Source organism: Streptomyces sp. NBC_00433, from assembly GCA_036015235.1.
Lineage (GTDB): Bacteria > Actinomycetota > Actinomycetes > Streptomycetales > Streptomycetaceae > Actinacidiphila.
In genome coordinates, this window is record CP107926.1 from 4,016,215 (window position 1) to 4,037,818 (window position 21,604).

The window sequence follows — 21,604 nt, forward strand, 5'->3', positions numbered from 1 at the left end:
AGGGCGGGTCACAGGCAGATCAGCAGGATGCACACCTCGTGCGGCGACTGCGGCTCGGTGGTGGCCGGCGCCGTGGTCGCGGGCGGCCGGTCCGGCGCGGTCGTCGTGGGCGCCGGGGCCGGGCTCTGCGTGGCCGCGACCGGCTGCGTGACCGGGGCCTGGGTCGCGACCGGCTGCGTCATCGGCTGCCGGGTCGCGGTGACCTGCGGGGCCGCCGTGCGCCGGACGACGGGGATCGACGTCGTCAGCCGCGGCGCGGTCGTCGCCGCCGGGTGCGGGGCGGCCGGCCGGCCCGCGTGCTTCGGCGCCGCCGTCTGCGGCGCGGTGGCGACCGGCGCGGGCACGGTGGGCAGCGTGTCGCCCACCGGCAGGTCCGGGGTCGTCGACGCGGCCGAAGTGCCGTCTCCCGAGCCGCCGGTCGGCATCGCCGCGATCGTCAGGCCGCCGCCTGCCAGCGCGACGGCCGTCGCCACCCCCGCCCTGCGGCGGTTCTTGCGCCAGCGCGCCTGCTGCTGCCGCCTGGCGGCCCGTCCGCCGCCGGCGGGCAGCACGGCCACCCCTGCCGGCTCCACGGCGGGCGGGCGTCCCGACCGGTGGCTCGCGCGCTGCCTCGGCTGTTCCGGCATCAGGGGCTCGGACATCAGCGTTTCCGGCATCAGCGCCGCGGCCGATATCGCCGATATCGGCTCCTCACCGGAATAGGGCGGCCCGTACGCCGACACGGGCGGTGCGATGTCCGGGGCGTACGCGCCGCAACCCGGGCACACCAGTGCACCGTTGAGGTTGCGACGGCATTGGTAGCAGTAGTCCATTTTTCGGCTTATGGCTTTCTGTGCTGCTGCAAGGCCGGCTGACCGCAAAACGCTAACAGCACCTCATCGAAGGCCCTGCGGGGCACTTGTGAGGCTTTCGAAAAGATCGCCCGCTCAATTCCGGCGAAGTCGGCGCCAAGCGCACGAAGCACGGCGCCGCCTCCTCAGCCGCGCTCGCGGGCGTAGCGCAGCAGCACCACCCCGTTCCCGAACCTGCGGGTGTCGGCGAGCCGGAGGCTCACGCGGCCGGCGGCGCCCGCGAAGAGCCGCTTGCCCGTGCCCAGCAGCACCGGGTGCACGTAGACCAGATACTCGTCGATGAGGTCGTGCTCGGCGAAGGCGGCGGCCAGGTCGGCGCCGCCCAGGGCGAGATCGCCGCCCGGCTCCGCCTTGAGGGCCTCGACCTCGGCGGGCACGACCTCGCGGACGACGGTGGCATTCCACTCGGCGCTCTCCAGCGTCCGCGAGTAGACGATCTTGGGCATGTCCCGCCAGATACGGGCGAATTCCTTCACCGGCTCGGAAGCCGACGGGTCCTCGTCCGCGGTCGGCCAGAATTCGGCCATGAGTTCGTATGTGACACGCCCGTCGAGAAATGCGCCCATGGTGCTCAGGTGCGCGTTGAAGTAGCTGTGCAGCTCCTCGTCCACGAGATGCCAGTCGATCTCGCGATGCGGCCCTTCCATGAAACCGTCGAGCGATACCGACATCATCAATACGATCTTTCGCATCGTGCTGGTGCTCCTCTTCTCGGTGCCGGGGATCCACGTGTCACCCGAATTGTGCCGCCACGGTCCGACAATGGCCGCGACCAGCGGTTTCGGCGCGCGATAGGCTCCCCGCGTACGAGGACGGCGGCACGAGAGGCGACCCGGGTGCACGGTCAGGCGCGGTTCCAGGACGAGACGGTCGGCGGCTATCTGGACCGGCTGGCGGCCCGGTCGCCTGCCCCCGGCGGCGGAGCGGCGGCCGCGCTGCACGCGGCCCAGGGCGCGGCCCTGCTGGGCATGGTCGCCCGTTACAGCACCGGTGAGAAATACGCCGCCCAGGCCGCCGCCATCGCCCGTATCACCGCCGAGAGCGACGAACTGCGCTCGGCCGCCCTGGACTTGGCCGCCGCCGACGCGGCGGCCTTCACCGCCGTGACCGACGCGTACGCGCTGCCGCGCGCGGACGAGGCGCAGAAGGCCGCCAGGTCGGCGGCCATCGCCCAGGCCCTCGCCGGAGCCGCCCGGCCGCCCGCCGACGTCATCGGCGTGGCCCGCCGGATCGTCGGCCTCGCGGAGGAGCTGCTGCCGATCGGCAACCCGAACGTCGTGACGGACGTCGCCGCCGCGGCGGAGGCGGCCAGGGCGGCGGCCACCACCGCCCGGGTGAATGTCGAGGTCAACCTCGCCGGCATCAAGGACCCCGCCGCCCGCGCCGGCCTGTCGGCGTCCACCGGCGACGTCGACCCGCTCGCCGAGCGGGCCGCGGCGGTGACCGAGGCGGTACGCGGGACGTTGACCCGCTGACCCGGGCCGTACGCCGCCCCCCGTCCGACAAGAGCCGCCCGGCCGCCCGCCGGGCCGTATCCGAGGAGTCGTCGCCATGACCGAGACCGTTCCGCTCACCGGTGCCGCGCCCGCCGCCGTCCTGCGGGACGAGGCGCAGGGGATCGCGGAGCAGCTGGTGCGGGAGGCGGGCGTGAAGCCGCGGCTCGTGGTCGTCGTGGCGACCGAGGACGAGAGCACCGCCTGGTATGTGCGGTCGATCACCCGGGCCGCCGCGAAGGCCGGCATCGCGTGCGACACCGTACGGCTGCCCGCGGACGCCGAAGCCGCCGCGATCCGCGAGGAATTGGCCGCGCTGAGCGCCGACGCGGGTGTGCACGGGGTGATCCTGCAGACGCCGCTGCCGCCCGGCGCTTCCGCCGCCGACCTGGCGGGGGCCATCGCGCCGGAGAAGGACGTGGACGGCGCGAACCCGCTGAGCCTGGGCCGGCTGGCCGCGGGCCTGCACGCCTTCGCGCCCGCCACCGCGGAGGCCGTCGTCAGCCTGCTGGACGCGCACGGCGTCGGGCTCGCCGGCCGCGGTGTCGCCGTCGTCGGCCGCTCCACCGTCGTCGGCAAGCCGCTCGCGCACCTGCTGCTCGACCGCGACGCGACGGTGACCGTGTGCCATTCGCGCACCGCCGACCTGGCGGCGGTGACCCGCACCGCGGACATCGTCGTAGCCGCGGCGGGCCGCCCCGGGCTGATCACCGCCGGCCACCTCGCCCCGGGCGCGATCGTCGTGGACGTCGGCACCAACCCCACCGAGGACGGCGGCCTGACCGGCGACGTGGACGCGCAGTCGGTCGCCGGCCTGGCCGCGGCGCTGTCCCCCGTGCCGGGCGGCGTCGGCCCGGTCACCACCGCGCTGCTGCTCCAGCACACCGCGCTCGCCGCGAGCAGGGCCGTCGCCGGGCACCAGTGACATCTGTCATGCCCGACTACGGATGTACGGCTCTGCCGCCCGCACCCGGCCGACGGCGATGCTCATGCCATGGCAATCACCGACGCACCGCGCACCCTGGACAGCAAGGACACCGAGCCCGGCAAGGCCGTTGAGGCCGGCGCACAGTGCCCCGGCGGCGCGGCGGGCTTCAAGGCCGTCCCGGTGTGGTTCTTCGCCTTCGAAGGCCTGATGGGCGCCTCCTACGACATCGTCAGGTCCTCCCCGCACGCCTGGATCTTCCTCGCCGCCTCCGTCGCGGCGAACATCGTGCTGGCCCGCACGGTGATGCGCGGGCGGCTGAAGATGGCCAAGGCGCTGCTCAAGGGCAGGCGCACCCGCAAGATCGCGGTCGGCCTGATCGCGCTGCGGGCCGCCGTGCACGTCGCGCTCGGCGCGGCCGGCATGCAGGTGACGTCGGGCCCCGCGCACATCGCGCTGGCCGGCGCCATGTGCGCCGCCACGGTCGCGCTGCTGTCCTTCGAGCAGCGGGTGATGCTGCGGGCGCTGGCCGCGGCCTGAGCGCGCGGCGCCGCGGGCGTAGGAGCCCACGGGTCCACGGACGGACGGGCGTACGTACCGCGGAAGCCGCCGCATATGCTGCGGGAAACGCAGCGCACCACCCGAGAGGCAGCACGACATGAGCACCCGTACCGCAGTGGTCACCGGCGCGAGCAGCGGTATCGGCGCCGCCACCGCCCGCAGGCTCGCCGCCGCCGGCTTCCACGTCGTGCTCACCGCGCGCCGCACGGAACGGCTCGACGCCCTCGCCGCGGAACTGACCGCGGCCGGAGGCAGTGTGGCCGTCCACGCCCTCGACGTGACCGACAGGGCCGCCGTGGACGCCTTCGCGGGCGGCCTGGACGCCTACCCGCCGCTGCACGTCCTGGTCAACAACGCGGGCGGCGCGCTCGGCACCGACCCGGTCGCCACCGCCGACCCGGCGGACTGGCGGGCGATGTTCGAGGTCAACGTGCTCGGCGTGCTCAATGTCACGCAGGCCCTGCTGCCCGCGCTCAGCTCATCGGGCGACGGCACGATCGTCGTCCTGTCCTCGACCGCGGGCCTGGCGACGTACGAGGGCGGCGGCGGCTACGTGGCCGCCAAGCACGGCGCCCACGTCATCGCCGAGACGCTGCGGCTGGAACTGAACGGCCAGCCGGTGCGGGTCATCGAGATCGCCCCCGGCATGGTCAAGACCGACGAGTTCGCCCTCACCCGCTTCCGCGGCGACGCGGACCGCGCCGCCGCGGTCTACGCCGGTGTGGCCGAGCCGCTGACCGCCGACGACGTCGCCGACACCGTGGCGTGGGCCGTCACCCGCCCGGCCCACGTCAACGTCGACCTGCTGGTGCTGCGGCCGCGCGCCCAGGCGTCCAACTACAAGGTGCACCGCGAGCGGTAGCCGTCACACGGGCGGGTGAACTCCTGGCCCACCGTCAACTTCCGCCCCCGCGGGGGTTAACGGTGCCCCGGCGCCGGGAATCATGTCCGCGTCCGGTCTTCGCGCGTAGATCCGTACGGCACCCGTTCCCCTCGGCACGGGCCAGCCCCGAGCCGCCCCCCGCGGCCCGGGGCGGTCGTCCGTGCGCGTCCGTACCGGAGGTTCGCTCATGCGCGTCCGCCTGGCACTCCCCCTCGCCGCCGCCGTCCTGTCCCTGCCCGCCGTGCTCGCCGCCGCCGCCCCGGCAGGCGCCGCGCCCGCCGACAAGGCGCAGGTGCTCAGCAGCTGGACCCAGACCAGCGCCGCCAGTTACAACACCTGGCTCGCCGCCCGCAACGACCAGGCCGCCTGGTCGGCCTACGGCTTCGACTGGTCGACCGACTACTGCTCGGACTCCCCCGACAACCCGCTGGGCTTCCCCTTCAAGACCGCCTGCGCCCGGCACGACTTCGGCTACCGCAACTACAAGAAGGCCGGCACCTTCAGCGCCAACAAGGCCCGGCTGGACAACATGCTCTACGCCGACCTCGAAAGGGTCTGCGCCGGCTATTCCGGCGCGACCAAGTCCGCTTGCGACGCCACCGCGTGGACGTATTACCACGCGGTGGACATCTTCGGCTCGGCCAGGCCCGCTCGGAGCGCCGCCTGACGTGCCCGGCGGGCCGGGACCTCTCGCAAGGCCCCGGCCCGCCGGCCCTCCCGGCCGTCAGCTGTGCGCGACGGTGAGGGCGTAGAAGGCGACGCGGGCGCCGTTGGTGGTGCTGTCGGAGGACGACTGGTTGTAGGAGCCGGCCTTGAAATACTGCTTGTAGGCGTTGAAGGACGACGGGATGGCGTAGTGCGTCACGCTCCCGTTGACGGTCAGGTCGATGGTGTTGCCGCCGGACACGCCGATCGTGTAGCTCCACTTGGTGCCGACCGCGACATGGCCCACGGTGTGCGTGGTCTGGCCGCCGTCCGGCGAGTTCTCCACGCCCGCGACGATGTCGCCGTTGGAGTGGTAATACAGCTCGATCAACGGCTTGGTGGACGTGCCGCCCGAGCCGAGGTGGATCTGCCCGACGCACACGTTCGACGTCACGGACACCACCCGCAGCGTCGCGTTCAGCCGGTGGGTGCCGGCCAGCGACCAGTCGGCGGCGCTGCCGTTGGTGTTCATCTCCCGCAGCTCGGAGCGGGCGTAGTTGGAGTTCGGCGTCGTGACGCCCTTCTCCGGCGCCCAGAAGGTCATGGCGCCGTCCGACCCGTCGGTGGAGAAGTACGAGTCCTGGTAGCCGCCCGAGCCCTGCAGCCGCGACGACGAGATCGTGGTGGGCGAGCCGGGCGAGCCGACCGGCTCCTGGAGCTCCCACACCGACAGGTTGAAGTTCCCGCCGGGCGCCACCCCGGTGTCGAGCCCCCCGGACGGCGGCGTCGACCCGCCGGGCAGCGTCCACTTCTGGTTGGCCGCGCCGGTGCACGTCCAGATCTGCAGCTGGTTGCCGTTGGCGGACGACTGGCCGGTCGCGTCCAGGCACTTGCCCGAGCCGGTGTTGACCAGCTGCCCGTTGCTCGCGGTCCACTGCTGCGCCGCGGTGCCGTTGCAGTCGTACAGCTGCACCTTGGCGCCGCTGGCCGTCGACGCGGCCGTCACGTCCATGCACTTGCCCAGCGCCCGAACCGAGTTGTCGGCATTGCCGACCGTCCAGCTCTGCGCGGCCGACCCGTTGCAGTCGTACAGCTGCACATGCGCCCCGTTGGCACTCGAAGCGGAGGCCACGTCGACGCACTTGCCACCGAGGCCGGTGATCGCCCCGGCACTCGCGGCCGAGGCACTGGGCGAGCCCAACAGCCCGAGCGCCCCGACGACACCCGCGGCGCTGACCGCCGCGAGCACTCTTGAACGGCTTTTCATGTGGGGGGTCCTTAAGCCTAGAGGATGGTCTAGTCCAAAGGGTGCGCCCCAGTTGAATAACACGCCCCCGCCACCCCGTCAATGAGCGGCCGACGGAGGGCGGGGGCTCCAGGACCGTCCGGCCCGACGAAGGCCGGACCGTGGTCAGCCCTTGACGCAGATGGCCTGCTTGAGCTTGGCCACCACCTCGACCAGGTCGCGCTGCTGCTCGATGACCCTCTCGATCGGCTTGTACGCGCCCGGGATCTCGTCCACGACACCGGAGTCCTTGCGGCACTCGACTCCGCGGGTCTGGTCTTCCAGGTCGCGGGTGGAGAAGCGCTTCTTCGCCGCGCTGCGGCTCATCTTGCGGCCTGCCCCGTGGGAGGCCGAGTTGAAGGCCGCGGTGTTGCCCAGGCCGCGCACGATGTAGGTCGCCGTGCCCATGGAGCCCGGGATGATGCCGAGGTCGCCGGTGCCCGCGCGGATCGCGCCCTTGCGGGTGACCAGCAGGTCCATGCCGTCGTAGCGCTCCTCCGCCACGTAGTTGTGGTGGCAGGAGATTTCCGGCTCGAATGTGGGCTTGGCCTTCTTCAGTTCACGACGGACGACGTCCTTGAACAGGGTCATCATGAGCGTGCGGTTCCACTTCGCGTACTCCTGCGCCCAGTAGAGGTCGCGCCGGTAGGCGGCCATCTGCGGGGTGTCCGACACGAAGACCGCCAGGTCGCGGTCGACCAGGCCCTGGTTGTGCGGGAGCTTCTGCGCCTCGCCGATGTGGAATTCGGCCAGTTCCTTGCCGATGTTCCGCGAGCCCGAGTGCAGGGTCAGCCACACCGCGCCGTCCTCGTCGAGGGAGAGTTCGATGTGGTGGTTTCCCGATCCGAGCGTGCCCATCTGCTGGGTGGCCCGCTCCCGGCGGAAGCGGACCTCGTCGGCCACTCCGTCGAAACGGGTCCAGAAGTCGTCCCAGCCGGCGGTGGTCAGCCCGAAGAAGCGGCCCGGTTCGAGCGGGTCGCGGTGCAGGCCGCGGCCGACCGGGATGGCCTGTTCGATCTTGGCGCGGAGGCGGGAGAGGTCGCCCGGGAGGTCGTTCGCGGTCAGCGAGGTCTTCACCGCGCTCATGCCGCAGCCGATGTCGACGCCGACCGCGGCCGGGCAGACGGCGCCGTGCATGGCGATGACGGAGCCGACGGTGGCGCCCTTGCCGTAGTGGACGTCGGGCATCACGGCGAGGCCCTTGATCCAGGGCAGCGTGGAGACGTTGCGGAGCTGCTGCATCGCGCCGCTGTCGACGGTGGACGGGTCGGTCCACATGCGGATCGGCACCCGGACCCCGGGCACTTCGGTGTACGACATGGCTGCCCCCCGGACATCGACCATCAGTGAGAAATGAGACGAATCGGCGCAACTGCCTGATTCGTCGAACAAGGGAACGCGTCACCCGATAAACCCACCCCAGCGGGCGGTTTCGGTGAGGCGTGCGGTAGACATTGTGTCCAGGGTTCGCTCATGCGCGCCAAGGAATTACCGCAGCGGGTCAACCGGCGTACGCATTCCGGTCCAATCCGCCGCGATCCTGGCGCCTTCCGATCGAGAGGCGGCACGTGAGGCAAGGGCTCCGCCCCGCGCGGTCAACGCGGTCGAGTGTCGCGCTCGGCGCACCGGCTCTGGCGCTGGTGCTCGCGGTCGGCGCGCTCGGCGTGCTCAGCGCCTGTACGGGCGGCGGCGCGGGCGGCGCGGCGAACGACAGCAAGTCCGTACAGCTGCCCTACGGCGGCACCGTGTCCCCGGCGCCCCCTGGCAAGTACAAGACGCTGCCGCAGCCGTGCGCCGCGGTCGACCTCGACACCCTGAAGGCACTGGTGCCGGGCGCGCTGGACTACTCGGGGCGGGAGTCGCTGACGTACGACACCGACCGCCGGGTCGGGTGCGGCTGGCAGGCCAGTACCCCGGACGGCCGCAGCCGGGCGCTGACCATCGACCTGGAGCGGGTCGTCTCCTACGACCCGGCGGTGAGCGACGAGGTCGAGGCGAGGACGGACTTCGACGACATGGCGATGGCCGCGTCGATCCCGCCGGCGCCCGGCACGACACCGACCACGCCGACCACCCCGACGACCGACCCCGGCAGCACGTCGCCGGCCGGTTCTGGCGGCAGCAGCCCGGACCTGTCGCCGCGGCGGCTGGCGGATGTGGGGAACGCCGCATACATCAACGACAAGCCCTCGACGTCGAAAGGCCTCGCCCGCCGCGATGTGACGCTGGTCTTCTGCACCGCCAACGTCGTCGTGAGCATCCGCTACGCACAGTCCTCGCCCGCGGACGTCCTGCCGCCGCAGAGCCTTGACCTGCAACGGGGCGCCGAGAAGGTGGCCGGCCAGCTGGAGAAGAAGGTCGAGCGCTGAGCGGCGGGCGGCGCGGCCGCCCGCCGCGGACCCCTTAGGGTGGAGGGCCGACCGGCCCATGCCGGGCATCCGCACCGCCGGACGGCAGCCGTACGGCGGTTCGGACGACAGCCGATCCACGCCGCCGGACACACGAGGACTGGGACCCATGGAACGACCACGACGACGCACCGCACCGCGGCCGGCCCTGCTGCTCGCCTGCGCGGTGGCGGTCCCCGCGATGCTGCTCGCCGGCTGCTCCTCGGGCGGCGGCTCCGGCTCCGACGACTCCGACGCCTCGAAGGGCACCGCGGGCAGCGCCACGCCGACGACCCCGGCGCTCGCCCCGGCGAAGTACGCCGACCTCCCCGGCGGCTGCGCGACGGTCGGCAAGGCCACGGTCGCCGCGCTGGTCCCCAAGGCGAAGACCGCGGGCGGCACACCGGCGCTGACCGACGACACCGCGACCCGCGCGGGCTGCTCGTGGACGGGCAACGGCTCCGACGGCTTCCAGTACCGCTGGCTGTCGGTGACCCTGCAGCGGTTCACCTCCAGCGCGACCACGTCGGCCGAGCAGCAGGCCAAGGAGCGCTTCACCGACCAGGTCGCCCTGCTCGGCAAGGTGCCGGGCGCCGCCACGTCGGCGGTGACGCGCATCGGCGACCAGGCCAGTTCGGTCACGGCGAAGGCCACGGTGGCGAAGGTGACGTCGCAGAACGACACCCTCGTGGCGCGGGTCGGCAATGTCGTGGTGATAGTCGAGTACAACGGCGCCGGGCTCGTAGGCAAGAAGAACCCGACCGCGAGCGTGGTGCGGACCGGCGCCGAGCGGGCCGCCAAGGACGTCGTCACGGCGATCGTCGGCGCCAACAGCTGACGCCCGCGCCCCGCAGGGGAGGCGGAGAAGTCGTCCCGTACGGCGGCCCGAAACGCGTCCGCGGCGGCGAACGCGTAACAAAGGCCGCCCCGCCCGTCCGCAATCCATCGGCAATCCGTACGTTTGTCCGCCGGAGGCACCGCCGGAGTGGCGTTGCCGTATGGCAGTCTGGGCCCGGCTAGTTGCCGAGCGGCAGGAGGGGTCGCGGGTGGCCGCGATACGTTTGACCCGGACACACCGGATATTGGTCGGGGTGGTCGTCGCCGGCGCCGTGGTGATCGCAGGAATCGGCTTCGCCGGTTCCTACGCCGCGGTGCGCACTCTCGCGCTGCACAAGGGCTTCGGCTGGTTCGCGAACGTCTTCCCGATCGGCGTCGACGCGGGCATCGTCGTCCTGCTGGCGCTGGACCTGCTGCTGACCTGGCTGCGCATCCCCTTCCCGCTGCTGCGGCAGACGGCGTGGCTGCTGACCGCCGCGACGATCGCCTTCAACGGCGCCGCGGCCTGGCCCGACCCGCTGGGTGTGGGCATGCACGCGATCATCCCGGTGCTCTTCGTGGTGTCGGTGGAGGCCGCGCGGCACGCGATCGGCCGGGTCGCGGACATCACCGCCGACAAGCACATGGAGGGCGTCCGCTTCACCCGCTGGCTGCTCGCGCCCTTCCCGACCTTCCGGTTGTGGCGGCGGATGAAGCTGTGGGAGCTGCGGTCGTACGAGGAGGTCATCCGGCGCGAGCAGGACCGGCTGGTCTACCGCGCCAGGCTGCGGGCGCGCTACGGCGTCGCGTGGCGCCGCAAGGCCCCGGTCGAGGCGATCATGCCGCTGCGGCTGGCCCGCTACGGTGTGCCGCTGACCGAGACCGCGGAGGCCGGCCTCGCCGCCGCGGGCATCGAACCGCACGCGCCGGCCATCGAGTTGCCCGCGGTGGTCACCGTCGTGGCCGAGCCGGCCGCGGGGCCGGCACCCGAGGCCGCCCCGGCGGCGCCGGAGCCCGCGGAGCCGGTGGACGTACCGGAGCCGCTGTATGCCGAGCAGGTCTACGGGCACCCGTACGATCCGCGCTACGACCCGCAGTTCGACCCCAGGTACGACCCGCGCTACGACCCCAGGTACGCCTACGACCAGCAGCAGATGCAGATGCAGCAGTGGCAGGGCGCCCCGCACAACAGCCCCTGGTTCGCGGCCCAGCAGGGCTACGTCCAGGGGCAGCAGCCGTACGAGCAGCAGCCGCAGCCGGACGCCTTCCCCGAGCCGGAGCCCGTGCCCGAGCCCGCGGGGCAGATACGGGTCCCGGCGGGACCGAACCGCACCCGCCCGCTGGGCGGCGCCGCGACGGTGAACGGCGCGAACGGCAACCACGCCGCTACGATCCCGGGCCCGCGCGCCGAGGACTTCGCGGCGCAGGCCCAGCAGCCGCAGATCCAGCAGCCGCAAGCTGTCCAGCAGGTCCAGCAGCCGGTGCGGGAGTCCGTGCCCGAGCCGGTGGCCGAGCCGGAGCCCGTACCCGAGCAGGGGCTCGACATCCCCGACGGCATCTCGGTGGACGAGGCCTACTTCGCCGCCTACCGCCAGTACGTGCGCGAGCAGGGCCACTTCCCGAACACCCGGCAGTTCGCCCGCTACCTGCCCAACGTCTACGGCGGCACCGCCCCCGAGGAGCGCCACCTCGTCGCGTCCATCCGCGACATGCGCTACCGCTTCCAGTCCGAGGCGGACACCGAGCACATCCCGTAGAGCGGGAGACGGCGGACGGCCCGGGTGGACGGTGTCCACCCGGGCCGTTCCTGCGGGGCCCCGGATACCGGGCGGGGCTCAGTCCTGCGCGCCCAGCAGTGACCGCACGCGGTCCTGGCCGACCGCGAGCAGCAGTGTCGGCAGCCGGGGGCCGGTGTCGCGGCCGACCAGCAGCTCGTAGAGCAGAGCGAAGAAGGACCGCTGGGCCACCTTCAGCTCAGGGGTCGGCTTGGCGTCGGGCGCCAGCCCGGCCTGCACCTTCGGCACCGCGTAGACCAGTGTCGTCAGGCCGTCCAGCGACCAGTGCGAGGCGAGCCCGTCGACGAGCAGCTTCAGCGCGCCCCGCTCGTCGTCCGGCAGCCCGGCGAGCCGGGCCGCGTCGGGCTCGGCCCGGACCACCGTCCGCTGCTCGGCGGGCACCTGGCTGGAGATCCATGCCTCGGCCCGGTCCAGCCGCGGCCGCACCTCGTCCAGCGAGGCCAGCGGCCGGTCGGGCTCCAGCTCCGAGAGGATACGCAGCGTCTGCTGCTCCGCGCCGGCGGTGATGTCGGCGACCGAGGCGAGCGTCCGGTACGGCAGCGGCCTGGGCGTGTGCGGCAGCTCCCCGGCCGCGGTGCCGGCCGCGCGGGCGTGGGCGGCGACGTCGCCGGGCAGCGCGGAGCCCTCCTCGACCTTGCGGGTCAGCGCGTCCCACTCGTCGTAGAGCCGCTGGATCTCCTGGTCGAAGGCGATCTTGAAGGACTGGTTGGGTCGGCGGCGGGCGTAGAGCCAGCGCAGGATCTGCGGCTCCATGATCCGCAGCGCGTCGGCCGGCACCGGCACCCCGCCCTTGGACGAGGACATCTTCGCCATCCCGGAGATGCCGACGAAGGCGTACATCGGCCCGATCGGCTGCTCGCCGCCGAAGATCGGCCCGACGATCTGCCCGCCGACCTGGAAGGACGACCCGGGTGAGGAGTGGTCGACGCCGGACGGCTCGAAGACGACGCCCTCGTAGGCCCAGCGCATCGGCCAGTCGACCTTCCAGACCAGCTTGCCGCGGTCGAACTCGCTGAGCCGCACCGTCTCGCCGTGCCCGCAGGCGCACGTGTACGTCAGCTCGGTCGTCTCGTCGTCGTAGGCGGTGACGGTGGTGAAGTCCTTGCCGCACTGCTCGCAGTATGGCTTGTACGGGAAATACCCGGCGCCGCTGCCGCTGCCGTCGTCCTCCTCGGCCGCGCCGGAGCCCTCCTCGGCGGCCAGCTCCGCATCGTCCACCGGCTTCTGGGACTGCTTGGCCGGGGCCTTCTTCGTGCGGTACTGCGCGAGGATCGCGTCGATGTCGGCGCGGTGCCGCATGGCGTGCAGGATCTGCTCGCGGTAGGTGCCCGCCGTGTACTGCTCGGTCTGGCTGATGCCGTCGTAGGTGACGCCCAGCTCGGCCAGCGACGCCGACATCTGGGCCTTGAAGTGCTCCGCCCAGTTCGGGTGCGGGGACCCGGCGGGGGCGGGCACCGCGGTCAGCGGCTTGCCGATGTGCTCGGCCCAGGACCCGTCGACGCCCTCGACGCCGTTCGGCACCTTGCGATAGCGGTCGTAGTCGTCCCAGGAGATCAGGTGCCGCACCTCGTGGCCGCGCCGCCTGACCTCGTCGGCGACCAGGTGCGGGGTCATCACCTCGCGGAGATTGCCCAGGTGGATCGGCCCTGAGGGGCTGAGCCCGGACGCGACGACAACGGGTTTCCCGGGTGCGCGGCGCTCCGACTCGGCGATGACGTCGTCCGCGAAACGGGAGACCCAGTCGGTCTCGGTGCTGCCAGCCACGGCTCTTCCTTCCTGGTCCGCGGGGCGGCCCCTGAGGCGCCCCGACCGCTCCAGTCTCCCAGAACCGCGCCCCCCGCCGGGCCACCCTGTGGATAACCCGGTCCTCCCGCCGACCCCTCTCCCACCCCTGTGGATAACTTGCTCGCCAACGGCGGCGCGCATGGGAGACTGGAGGCCGCTACGACGTGGTGCGGCCACGCGTGGCGACCCCACGATCCCGACACAAGAAACGGCACCTCCATGGCCTCGGTCGCTTCCCTTTCCGCTTCGCTCCAGCAGCGCGTCTCGGCCGCCCTCGCGGCGGCCGTGCCGTCGGCCGTCGACGCCGACCCGCTGCTGCGACGCAGCGACCGGGCGGACTTCCAGGCCAACGGGGTGCTGGGCCTGGCCAAGCGGCAGAAGGCCAACCCGCAGGCGCTCGCGGCCGAGGTCGTCGCCGCGCTGCCCGTGGGCGGCGGTGACGCGGACGGCACGATCGCCTCCGTCGAGGTGTCCGGTCCCGGCTTCCTCAACATCACGGTGTCGGACGCCGCCATCACCCGGAATCTCGCCGCCCGAGCCGCCGACGACCGGCTCGGCGTGCCCGTGAGCGCGCACCCGGGCACCACCGTGGTGGATTACGCGCAGCCGAATGTGGCCAAGGAGATGCACGTCGGCCACCTGCGGTCCTCGGTGATCGGCGACGCGATCGTGCGGATCCTGGAGTTCAGCGGCGAGCAGGTCGTCCGCAGGCACCACATCGGCGACTGGGGCACCCAGTTCGGCATGCTCGTGCAGTATCTGATCGAGCACCCGCACGAGCTGGACCACAGCGAGGGCGAGGGCACGGCCGGCGAGGCCTCGATGTCCCGGCTCGACCGGCTCTACAAGGCGTCGGGCGCGCTGTTCAAGTCCGACGAGGAGTTCAAGGAGCGGGCCAGGCGCCGGGTGGTGGACCTCCAGGCCGGCGACCCCGAGACGGTCGCGCTGTGGCAGCGGTTCGTGGACGAGTCGAAGATCTACTTCGACTCGGTCTACAGCAAGCTGGACATCCAGATCCGCGACGAGGACATCGTCGGCGAGTCCGGTTACAACGACATGCTGGTGGAGACGTGCGACCTGCTGGAGAAGTCCGGTGTCGCGGTGTGGTCCAACGGGGCGCTGTGCGTGTTCTTCGACGACATCAAGGGCAAGGACGGCGAGCCGGTCCCGCTGATCGTCCGCAAGACCGACGGAGGCTTCGGCTACGCGGCGACCGACCTGTCCGCGATCCGGAACAGGACCGGTGACCTGCACGCCGACACCCTGCTCTACGTGGTCGACGTGCGGCAGTCGCTGCACTTCCGGATGGTCTTCGAGACCGCCAGGCGGGCCGGCTGGCTGACCGACGCGGTCACCGCCAGGCACCTGCCGTTCGGCACGCTGCTCGGCAAGGACGGCAAGCCGTTCAAGACCCGGTCCGGCGAGAGCGTCAAACTGGAGGACCTGCTGGACGAGGCGGTGCAGCGGGCCACGGCCGTAGTCCGGGAGAAGGGCGAGAAGATCGGCCTGACCGACTCGGAGATCACGGCGAACGGCACGCAGGTCGGCATCGGCGCGGTGAAATACGCCGACCTGTCGACGTCGCTCGGCCGGGACTACGTCTTCGACCTCGACCGGATGGTGTCGCTCAACGGCGACACGAGCGTCTACATCCAGTACGCGTACGCCAGGACCCGGTCGATCTTCCGCAAGGCGGCGGAGGGACAGCGGGCCGCGGCGCACCCGGAGGTGGCGCTGGAGCCGGCCGAGCGGGCGCTCGGGCTGCACCTGGACGCCTTCGGCGACACCCTCGCCGAGGTGGCCGAGGTCTACGAGCCCCACCGGCTGGCGTCGTATCTCTTCCAGCTCGCGTCGCTGTTCACCACCTTCTACGAGCAGTGCCCGGTGCTCACCGCGGACGGCGGCCAGGACCAGGTGGAGAACAGGCTGTTCCTGTGCGACCTGACCGCCCGCACCCTGCGGCAGGGCCTGACGCTGCTCGGCATCCGCACGCCCGAGCGGCTCTGACCCCGGCCGCCGGCCGACCGCCCAGCCCCGCCGCCGCCCCGCCCGCCGTATCCCGGCGGGCGGGGCGGCGCCGCCTGTGGTCCGATGGTGGGTACGGCAGTGGCGGCACCGAGACCGGACAGGCAGGCGGCGGACGGGCGGACATGCACGTGACGGATCCGGACATCGACTACCAGGCGGTCTACAACAGGCTGCCCGCCGGTATCGCACTGCTGACCCCGGAACTGTGCTATGCCGACGCGAACGAGGCGTATCTGAGCCTGGCGGGCCGCCCGCTGGCCGATCTCCTCGGCGTGTACATCTTCGACGCCTTCCCCGACAGCCCGGGAAGGACGCGCACCGCGAACGGCCCGACCAGCCTCGGTGCCTCCCTGCGGCATGTGCTCGCCGCCCGCGAGCGCGACAGCCTCGCCCTCCAGCGCTACGACGTCGAGCGGCCGGACCGCCCCGGCACGTACGAGGAGCGCTACTGGAGCATAATCAACACCCCGATCCTCGACAGCGCGGGCGAGGTGGTGCTGATCGCCCACCGGGTCGAGGAGGTCACCGCCTTCATGCGGGCCAGGGCCGAGACCGGCGGCGACAGCAAGCTGCAGGCCGAGCTGTACATGCGGGCCCGCGAGCTGCAGGAGATCAACGAGCGGATGCGGGCCGCCCACGCCAGGGAGCGGGAGGTCGCGCTCACCCTGCAGGAGGCGCTGCTGCCCGCGCCCCGCCCGGTCGGCCACCGGGCGGCCGTGCGGTACCAGCCCGCGGTCAGCGCGCTGAACGTGTGCGGTGACTGGTACGACCTGGTGGACCTGCCCGGCGACCGCATCGCGGTCGCCGTCGGTGACGTCGTCGGCCACGGCCTTGCCGCCGCCTGCGTGATGGGCCAGCTCAGAAGCGCGCTGAGCGCCGCCTCCCGGGCCACCTCGGGCCCCGCCGACGCGCTCAACGTCCTCGGGCTCTACTCCAGGTCCGTGGAGGGCGCCGAGTCCACGACCGTGGTCAACACCTTCATCGACTGGCACAGCCGCACCCTCACGTACAGCAACGCGGGGCACCCGCCGGCCGCGCTGCTGCGTCCCGACGGCACGGTGGAATTCCTCGACCAGGCCACCGACCCGCCGCTCGGCGCCCGCCCCGTCCACCAGCCCCGCCCGGAGACCACCGTCGGCTTCACCGCCGGCTCCACGCTGGTCCTCTACACCGACGGGCTGATCGAGCGCCGCCAGGAGGACATCGACGTCGGCCTGGGGCGGCTGGCGGACACCCTGCACCGGCACCCGCTGTCCGACCCCGAGACCCTGGCGGACACGCTGCTCAGCGAGCTGGTCCCGCCGACCGGCGCCACCGACGACACCGCGCTGGTCGTCATGCGGCTCTGAGGCCGCTGCCCGATCCCTTTCAAGACGCCGACCGGGCACGCCAGGTTCCCTGTGGGACGGCAGGGGGCGGAGAAAAATCCCCTGCCTTCGCGAGTCCAAGGTAGTTTGATTCCCGCACGCGTGTGCACATCACGCGTGACGTGACGCATTACCTCGTGACGTGACGCAGTAGAAGGCGGGACCCAGCGAATGACTTCACCCGTGGACGAGGGCCGGCTCCTCCCCAGGCACGCCGCGGTGCCGCTGCCCCGCGCCGACCCTGAGGCCCGCCCGGCCCCGCCGGTGGCGCAGCGCCCGGGCAAGCGGCGGCTGTACGTCCTCGACGGGCTGCGGCTGCTGGCGGCGCTGATGGTGGTGGCCTACCACTACATGGCCTACAACCGGGTGCAGTACTGGGGCAAGAGCACCGCGGCGGTCTTCCCGAGCGCGAACAAGCTGGCGATATACGGCTGGCTCGGCGTGTACCTGTTCTTCCTGATCAGCGGTTTCGTGATCTGCATGTCCTGCTGGGGGCGCACGCCACGGCAGTTCGCGGTGTCCCGCTTCATACGCCTCTACCCGGCTTACTGGGTCGCGCTGATCCTCACCTCGACCGTGCTGTTCCTGCGGCCCGGCGGCACGAAGCTGACCCTCACCGACGTGCTGACCAACGCCACCATGGTCCAGCAGGGCCTGCACTCCCCCGACGTGGACGGCGTCTACTGGTCGCTGTGGGCGGAGCTGCGCTTCTACATGCTCTTCGCCGTCGTCGTCGTGATGGGCCTGACCTACCGGCGGGTCGTCAGCTTCTGCGTCATCTGGCTGGCCGCGGCGATCCTCGCGGAGTCCTCCGACAGCGACCTGCTCAAGGTGGTCGCGAACCCCGGCTACGCGCCGTTCTTCATCGGCGGCGTCGCGATCTACCTGATGTACCGCTTCGGTCCGCGGCCGGAGCTGTGGCTGCTGATCGCCGCGTCCTGGCTCGACGGGCAGCACCAGATGAAGGCGCTGGTGGCCGGTGCGGCACGGGTCACCAAGGAGGACGTGTCCTGGTCGATGTCGGTGGCCCTGGTCACCGCGTTCTACGCGGTCGTGATCGCGGCGGCGCTGGGCAAGCTGGACTTCGTCAACTGGCGCTGGCTCACCGTCGCCGGCTCGATGACGTATCCGCTGTACCTGATCCACGAGGACATCGGCTGGGAGATCATCCGGCACGGCCGGCACCACATGTCGCCGTACGCGCTGCTCGCCTGCCTGGTCCCGCTGATGATGCTGGCGGCCTATCTGATACACCGGCTGATCGAGCAGCCGGCCGCCAACCGGCTCAAGAACTGGCTGTCGCCGGCCCGCGCGGCCGCCGTTCGGCCCCCGTCGTAGCGGCGGCACGCACACGAAGGGCGGGGGCCGGTTCTGCCGGCCCCCGCCCTTCGTCATGTGAGCGCTCAGAGGCGCTGTGCGACCTCGGTCGCCCAGTACGTGAGGATCATGTTCGCGCCGGCGCGGCGGATCGAGGTGAGCGTCTCCATGATGGCGCGGTCGCGGTCGATCCAGCCGTTCGCGGCGGCCGCCTCGACCATCGCGTACTCACCCGAGATCTGATACGCCGCCACCGGCACGTCCACCGTGTCGGCGACCTTGCGGAGCACGTCCAGATACGGCAGCGCGGGCTTGACCATCACCATGTCGGCGCCCTCGGCGAGGTCGAGCGCCAGCTCGCGCATCGACTCGTGGAAATTCGCCGGGTCCTGCTGGTACGTCTTCCGGTCGCCCTTCAGCGAGGAGTTCACGGCCTCGCGGAAGGGGCCGTAGAGGGCGGAGGCGTACTTCACCGTGTAGGCCAGGATCGCCACGTCCTGCCGGCCGATCTCGTCCAGCGCGTCGCGGACGACGCCGACCTGGCCGTCCATCATCCCCGACGGTCCGACCACATGGACGCCGGCGTCCGCCTGGACCTGCGCCATCTCCGCGTAGCGTTCGAGGGTGGCGTCGTTGTCGACCCGGCCCTCGGCGTCCAGGACGCCGCAGTGGCCGTGGTCGGTGAATTCGTCCAGGCACAGGTCGGACATCACGACCATGTCGTCGCCGACCTCCTCGACGACGTCCCTGATCGCCAGTTGCAGGATGCCGTCCGGCTCCGTCCCCTGGCTGCCGACCGCGTCCTTCACCTCGGGCACGCCGAAGAGCATGATCCCGCCCACCCCGGCGGACGCGGCCTCGACGGCCGCCTTGCGCAGGGTGTCCCGGGTGTGCTGATACACCCCGGGCATGGTGGAGATCGCCTGCGGCTCGCTGATTCCCTCCCGCACGAAGGCCGGCAGGATCAATTCCGCCGGGTCGAGCCGGGTCTCTGCGACCAGGCGCCGCATCGCCGGGCTGGTACGCAGCCGCCTCGGCCGCGCACCGGGAAACTCGCCATAGCTCACCATCCCTCCACGGTACGCCTGCGGCGCGCCTGCTCTTCCCGACGTCCCGTCGGTGCCAATCCGCTGGCCGCGGTGGCTGAGAGGGTCCCCTTCGGCAGGGGGCGCCCCTTCCCGCGGGCCGCGGTGGCGCCGCGGTCCCCTTCCGCAAGGGGGTGCCATTCCGCGGGCCGCGGTGGCGCTGCGGTCCCCTTCCGCAAGGAGTGCGCTTCCCCCGAGCACGGTGGGTGAGGGGTGCCCCTTCGGCAGGGGGCGCCCCTTCCCGCGGGCCGCGGTGGCGCCGCGGTCCCCTTCCGCAAGGGGTGCGCTTCCCCGAGCACGGTGGGCGGGGGATGCCCCTTGGGCAGGGGGTGCCGCCCAGGGGCGCGAGGCTGCATCTGATCTGCGGCTGGCGCCGCGTGGGCGCGCAACCCACCACTCACCGTCGTGTGCGACGGACCGCCACCACCCCAGGGGCGCGGGGAACTGCGCGACCAGCCGTCGACGAGCTGCACGTCGCCCACCGGCGCAAAGGGGCTGTTTCGGTTCGATCCGGACCACCGGCCGGTGGTCGGCTGAGCGCGCAGTTCCCCGCGCCCCTGGGGGGCACCCCCTGCCGAAGGGGCGCCGCACGTCCGCCGTGCCCCAGGGAAGCGCACCCCTTCGCACAAGGGGACCGCGGCCCGCGGAAGGGCGCCCCCTGCCCAAGGGGCTTCCCCCGCCCACCGTGCTCGGGGGAAGCGCACCCCTTGCCGAAGGGGCGCCGCACGCCCACCGGGCCCGGGGGGAGGGGCGCCCCCTTGTGGGAGGGGGCGCTCAGACGCGGGCGCGGCGGCGAGCGCCTGGGCGGCGTTCGCTCGGGCGGGTGACGGGATCACCGGCTGCGCCGGCGGCTTGGCGGCGGGCGAGGCCGAAGTCGGCCAGGGCCTGGGCGAGGGCGTGAACGGACGGCTCCGGGGCCATCACATCGACCCGGAGCCCATGCTCCTCCGCCGTCTTGGCCGTCGCGGGCCCGATACAGGCGATCACCGTGACGTTGTGCGGCTTGCCGGCGATGCCGACAAGATTCCGCACGGTCGAGGACGAGGTGAAGAGCACCGCGTCGAAGCCGCCGCCCTTGATGGCCTCGCGGGTGTCCGCCGGCGGGGGCGACGCGCGCACGGTCCGGTAGGCGGTGACGTCGTCGACCTCCCAGCCCAGTTCGACCAGGCCGGCCACCAGCGTCTCGGTGGCGATGTCGGCGCGCGGCAGGAAGACGCGGTCGATCGGGTCGAAGACCGGGTCGTAGGGCGGCCAGTCCTCCAGGAGTCCGGCGGCGGACTGCTCGCCGCTGGGCACCAGGTCGGGCTTGACCCCGAATTCGACCAGCGAGCGGGCGGTCTGCTCGCCGACTGCGGCGACCTTTATCCCGGCGAAGGCGCGGGCGTCGAGGCCGTATTCCTCGAACTTCTCCCGCACGGCCTTGACCGCGTTGACGGAGGTGAAGGCGATCCACTCGTAGCGCCCGGTGACCAGGCCCTTGACCGCGCGCTCCATCTGCTGCGGGGTGCGCGGCGGTTCCACCGCGATGGTCGGCACCTCGTGCGGCACCGCTCCGTAGGAGCGCAGCTGGTCGGAGAGCGACGCGGCCTGCTCCTTGGTCCGCGGTACGAGCACCCGCCAGCCGAACAGCGGCTTGGTCTCGAACCACGACAGGTGCTCGTGCTGGCCGGCCCGCTCCCCGACCACGGCTATTGCCGCGATGGGGCCCTCGGGTGTGGGCAGCGCCTTGGTCGCCTTGAGTTCGGCGGCGATGGTGGCCAGCGTCGCGGTCCAGGTGCGCTGCCGGGTGGTGGTGCCCGCGACGGTGACCGACAGCTGGGTGTCGGGCTTGCGGCCCGAGCCGATCAGCTCGGCGGCGGTCGCGGCGACGGTCTGGAGTGTCGTGGAGACCACCAGCGTGGCGTCGCTGGCGCCGACCTCGCTCCAGCAGCGGTCGGAGGCGGTGGCGGCGTCCACGAAGCGCACGTCGCCGCTGAGCGGCACCCCGGCGTAAGCGGGCACGCCCACCGCGCTGGCGATTCCGGGCACGACCTCGAAGGGGATGCCGGCCTGGGCGCAGGCGAGCATCTCGGCGGCGGCGCAGGAGTCGAGGCCGGGGTCGCCGGCCACCGCACGCACCACCCGCTTGCCGGTCCGCGCGGACGCCATGACAAGCTGTGAGGCGGCATCGGCAATGGCGGTGGTGTCCAACACCTCACCGTCCACGGCTGGTTCCGCCGTGCCCACGTCCGCGCGGGCGTGGGTGCGTACGACGTCGAGCACGTGCCTGTCGCCGACCAGCAGGTCGGCGAGGGCGAGCGCTTCGACGGCGCGCAGGGTCAGCAGCCCGGGGTCACCGGGCCCGGCACCCAGGAAGGTGACGTGACCGGTTGCGGACCGC

Annotated in this window: 18 protein-coding genes; 11 read left to right on the plus strand and 7 right to left on the minus strand. The window is 72.3% G+C overall.

All coding sequences use genetic code 11. The annotated features are described in order from the left end of the window. Nucleotides 1-8: 8 nt before the first annotated feature. Together OG900_16820 and OG900_16825 are read right to left on the minus strand one after the other, a co-directional pair. A complete protein-coding gene (locus OG900_16820) occupies nt 9-812 on the minus strand; it encodes a hypothetical protein (GenBank protein WUH91605.1) in 804 nt (267 codons plus the stop codon). A gap of 164 nt (nt 813-976) precedes the next feature. After that, complete coding sequence (locus tag OG900_16825) at nt 977-1,543, minus strand: dihydrofolate reductase family protein (protein WUH91606.1); 567 nt, start codon at nt 1,541-1,543, stop codon at nt 977-979. 144 nt (nt 1,544-1,687) lie between these two features. Between OG900_16825 and OG900_16830 the strand changes: the two genes are divergently transcribed. The 5 genes from OG900_16830 (at nt 1,688) to OG900_16850 (ending at nt 5,380) form a co-directional block, all read left to right on the plus strand. Further along, a complete protein-coding gene (locus OG900_16830) occupies nt 1,688-2,326 on the plus strand; it encodes a cyclodeaminase/cyclohydrolase family protein (protein ID WUH91607.1) in 639 nt (212 codons plus the stop codon). Between the two features lie 76 nt (nt 2,327-2,402). Then, nucleotides 2,403-3,269, plus strand: a complete 867-nt coding sequence (locus OG900_16835; GenBank protein ID WUH91608.1) for a bifunctional 5,10-methylenetetrahydrofolate dehydrogenase/5,10-methenyltetrahydrofolate cyclohydrolase — start codon at nt 2,403-2,405, stop codon at nt 3,267-3,269. 69 nt (nt 3,270-3,338) lie between these two features. After that, entirely contained in the window at nt 3,339-3,809 is a 471-nt protein-coding gene (locus OG900_16840; GenBank protein ID WUH91609.1) for a hypothetical protein, read from the plus strand. Nucleotides 3,810-3,927: 118 nt separating this feature from the next. Continuing rightward, on the plus strand, nt 3,928-4,692 hold the full coding sequence (locus OG900_16845; GenBank protein ID WUH91610.1) for an SDR family oxidoreductase: 765 nt from the start codon (nt 3,928-3,930) through the stop codon (nt 4,690-4,692). 208 nt (nt 4,693-4,900) lie between these two features. Further along, a complete protein-coding gene (locus OG900_16850; protein ID WUH91611.1) occupies nt 4,901-5,380 on the plus strand; it encodes a phospholipase in 480 nt (159 codons plus the stop codon). 57 nt (nt 5,381-5,437) lie between these two features. Here OG900_16850 and OG900_16855 read toward each other — a convergent pair whose 3' ends face one another. Together OG900_16855 and OG900_16860 are read right to left on the minus strand one after the other, a co-directional pair. Continuing rightward, nucleotides 5,438-6,625 carry a polysaccharide lyase family 7 protein gene (locus tag OG900_16855; GenBank protein ID WUH91612.1) on the minus strand — a complete coding sequence of 396 codons (1,188 nt, stop codon included), beginning with the start codon at nt 6,623-6,625 and terminating at the stop codon, nt 5,438-5,440. Between the two features lie 144 nt (nt 6,626-6,769). Continuing rightward, nucleotides 6,770-7,963: an RtcB family protein gene (locus OG900_16860; GenBank protein ID WUH91613.1), complete on the minus strand. Its 1,194-nt coding sequence runs from the start codon at nt 7,961-7,963 to the stop codon at nt 6,770-6,772. 248 nt (nt 7,964-8,211) lie between these two features. Here OG900_16860 and OG900_16865 point away from each other — a divergent pair, with 248 nt between their 5' ends. From OG900_16865 to OG900_16875, 3 genes are all read left to right on the plus strand, one after another. Then, the gene (locus OG900_16865; protein ID WUH91614.1) at nt 8,212-9,012 is read left to right on the plus strand and encodes a hypothetical protein; all 801 of its coding nucleotides are present in this window, start codon (nt 8,212-8,214) and stop codon (nt 9,010-9,012) included. Between the two features lie 148 nt (nt 9,013-9,160). Then, nucleotides 9,161-9,868, plus strand: coding sequence for a DUF3558 domain-containing protein (locus OG900_16870; protein WUH91615.1), 708 nt, complete (start codon nt 9,161-9,163; stop codon nt 9,866-9,868). Between the two features lie 208 nt (nt 9,869-10,076). Next, nucleotides 10,077-11,603: a DUF2637 domain-containing protein gene (locus OG900_16875; GenBank protein WUH91616.1), complete on the plus strand. Its 1,527-nt coding sequence runs from the start codon at nt 10,077-10,079 to the stop codon at nt 11,601-11,603. 78 nt (nt 11,604-11,681) lie between these two features. On the opposite strand, the gene lysS is transcribed toward OG900_16875, so the two are convergent. Next, nucleotides 11,682-13,406: a lysine--tRNA ligase gene (gene lysS / locus OG900_16880; protein WUH91617.1), complete on the minus strand. Its 1,725-nt coding sequence runs from the start codon at nt 13,404-13,406 to the stop codon at nt 11,682-11,684. A gap of 240 nt (nt 13,407-13,646) precedes the next feature. On the opposite strand from lysS, the gene argS reads away from it, so the two are divergent. The 3 genes from argS (at nt 13,647) to OG900_16895 (ending at nt 18,160) form a co-directional block, all read left to right on the plus strand. After that, on the plus strand, nt 13,647-15,434 hold the full coding sequence (gene argS, locus OG900_16885) for an arginine--tRNA ligase (protein WUH91618.1): 1,788 nt from the start codon (nt 13,647-13,649) through the stop codon (nt 15,432-15,434). A 149-nt stretch (nt 15,435-15,583) separates the two neighbouring features. Then, nucleotides 15,584-16,804, plus strand: a complete 1,221-nt coding sequence (locus OG900_16890) for a SpoIIE family protein phosphatase (GenBank protein WUH91619.1) — start codon at nt 15,584-15,586, stop codon at nt 16,802-16,804. Nucleotides 16,805-16,993: 189 nt separating this feature from the next. Beyond that, entirely contained in the window at nt 16,994-18,160 is a 1,167-nt protein-coding gene (locus OG900_16895) for an acyltransferase (protein WUH91620.1), read from the plus strand. 65 nt (nt 18,161-18,225) lie between these two features. Here the strand turns inward: OG900_16895 and hemB are convergent, their stop codons facing one another. Both hemB and OG900_16905 read right to left on the minus strand, forming a co-directional pair. After that, entirely contained in the window at nt 18,226-19,209 is a 984-nt protein-coding gene (gene hemB / locus OG900_16900) for a porphobilinogen synthase (protein ID WUH91621.1), read from the minus strand. Between the two features lie 789 nt (nt 19,210-19,998). Next, a complete protein-coding gene (locus OG900_16905) occupies nt 19,999-21,576 on the minus strand; it encodes a bifunctional uroporphyrinogen-III C-methyltransferase/uroporphyrinogen-III synthase (GenBank protein ID WUH95800.1) in 1,578 nt (525 codons plus the stop codon). Between the last annotated feature and the right edge of the window lie 28 nt (nt 21,577-21,604).

Coding starts and splice junctions, on each gene's coding strand:
- OG900_16835 (WUH91608.1), top strand. CDS start 2,403: ATGACCGAGACCGTTCCGCTCACCGGTGCCGCGCCCGCCGCCGTCCTG.
- OG900_16845 (WUH91610.1), top strand. CDS start 3,928: ATGAGCACCCGTACCGCAGTGGTCACCGGCGCGAGCAGCGGTATCGGC.
- OG900_16855 (WUH91612.1), bottom strand. CDS start 6,625: ATGAAAAGCCGTTCAAGAGTGCTCGCGGCGGTCAGCGCCGCGGGTGTC.
- OG900_16850 (WUH91611.1), top strand. CDS start 4,901: ATGCGCGTCCGCCTGGCACTCCCCCTCGCCGCCGCCGTCCTGTCCCTG.
- OG900_16860 (WUH91613.1), bottom strand. CDS start 7,963: ATGTCGTACACCGAAGTGCCCGGGGTCCGGGTGCCGATCCGCATGTGG.
- OG900_16895 (WUH91620.1), top strand. CDS start 16,994: ATGACTTCACCCGTGGACGAGGGCCGGCTCCTCCCCAGGCACGCCGCG.
- hemB (WUH91621.1), bottom strand. CDS start 19,209: ATGGTGAGCTATGGCGAGTTTCCCGGTGCGCGGCCGAGGCGGCTGCGT.
- OG900_16825 (WUH91606.1), bottom strand. CDS start 1,543: ATGCGAAAGATCGTATTGATGATGTCGGTATCGCTCGACGGTTTCATG.
- OG900_16870 (WUH91615.1), top strand. CDS start 9,161: ATGGAACGACCACGACGACGCACCGCACCGCGGCCGGCCCTGCTGCTC.
- OG900_16840 (WUH91609.1), top strand. CDS start 3,339: ATGGCAATCACCGACGCACCGCGCACCCTGGACAGCAAGGACACCGAG.
- argS (WUH91618.1), top strand. CDS start 13,647: ATGGCCTCGGTCGCTTCCCTTTCCGCTTCGCTCCAGCAGCGCGTCTCG.
- OG900_16820 (WUH91605.1), bottom strand. CDS start 812: ATGGACTACTGCTACCAATGCCGTCGCAACCTCAACGGTGCACTGGTG.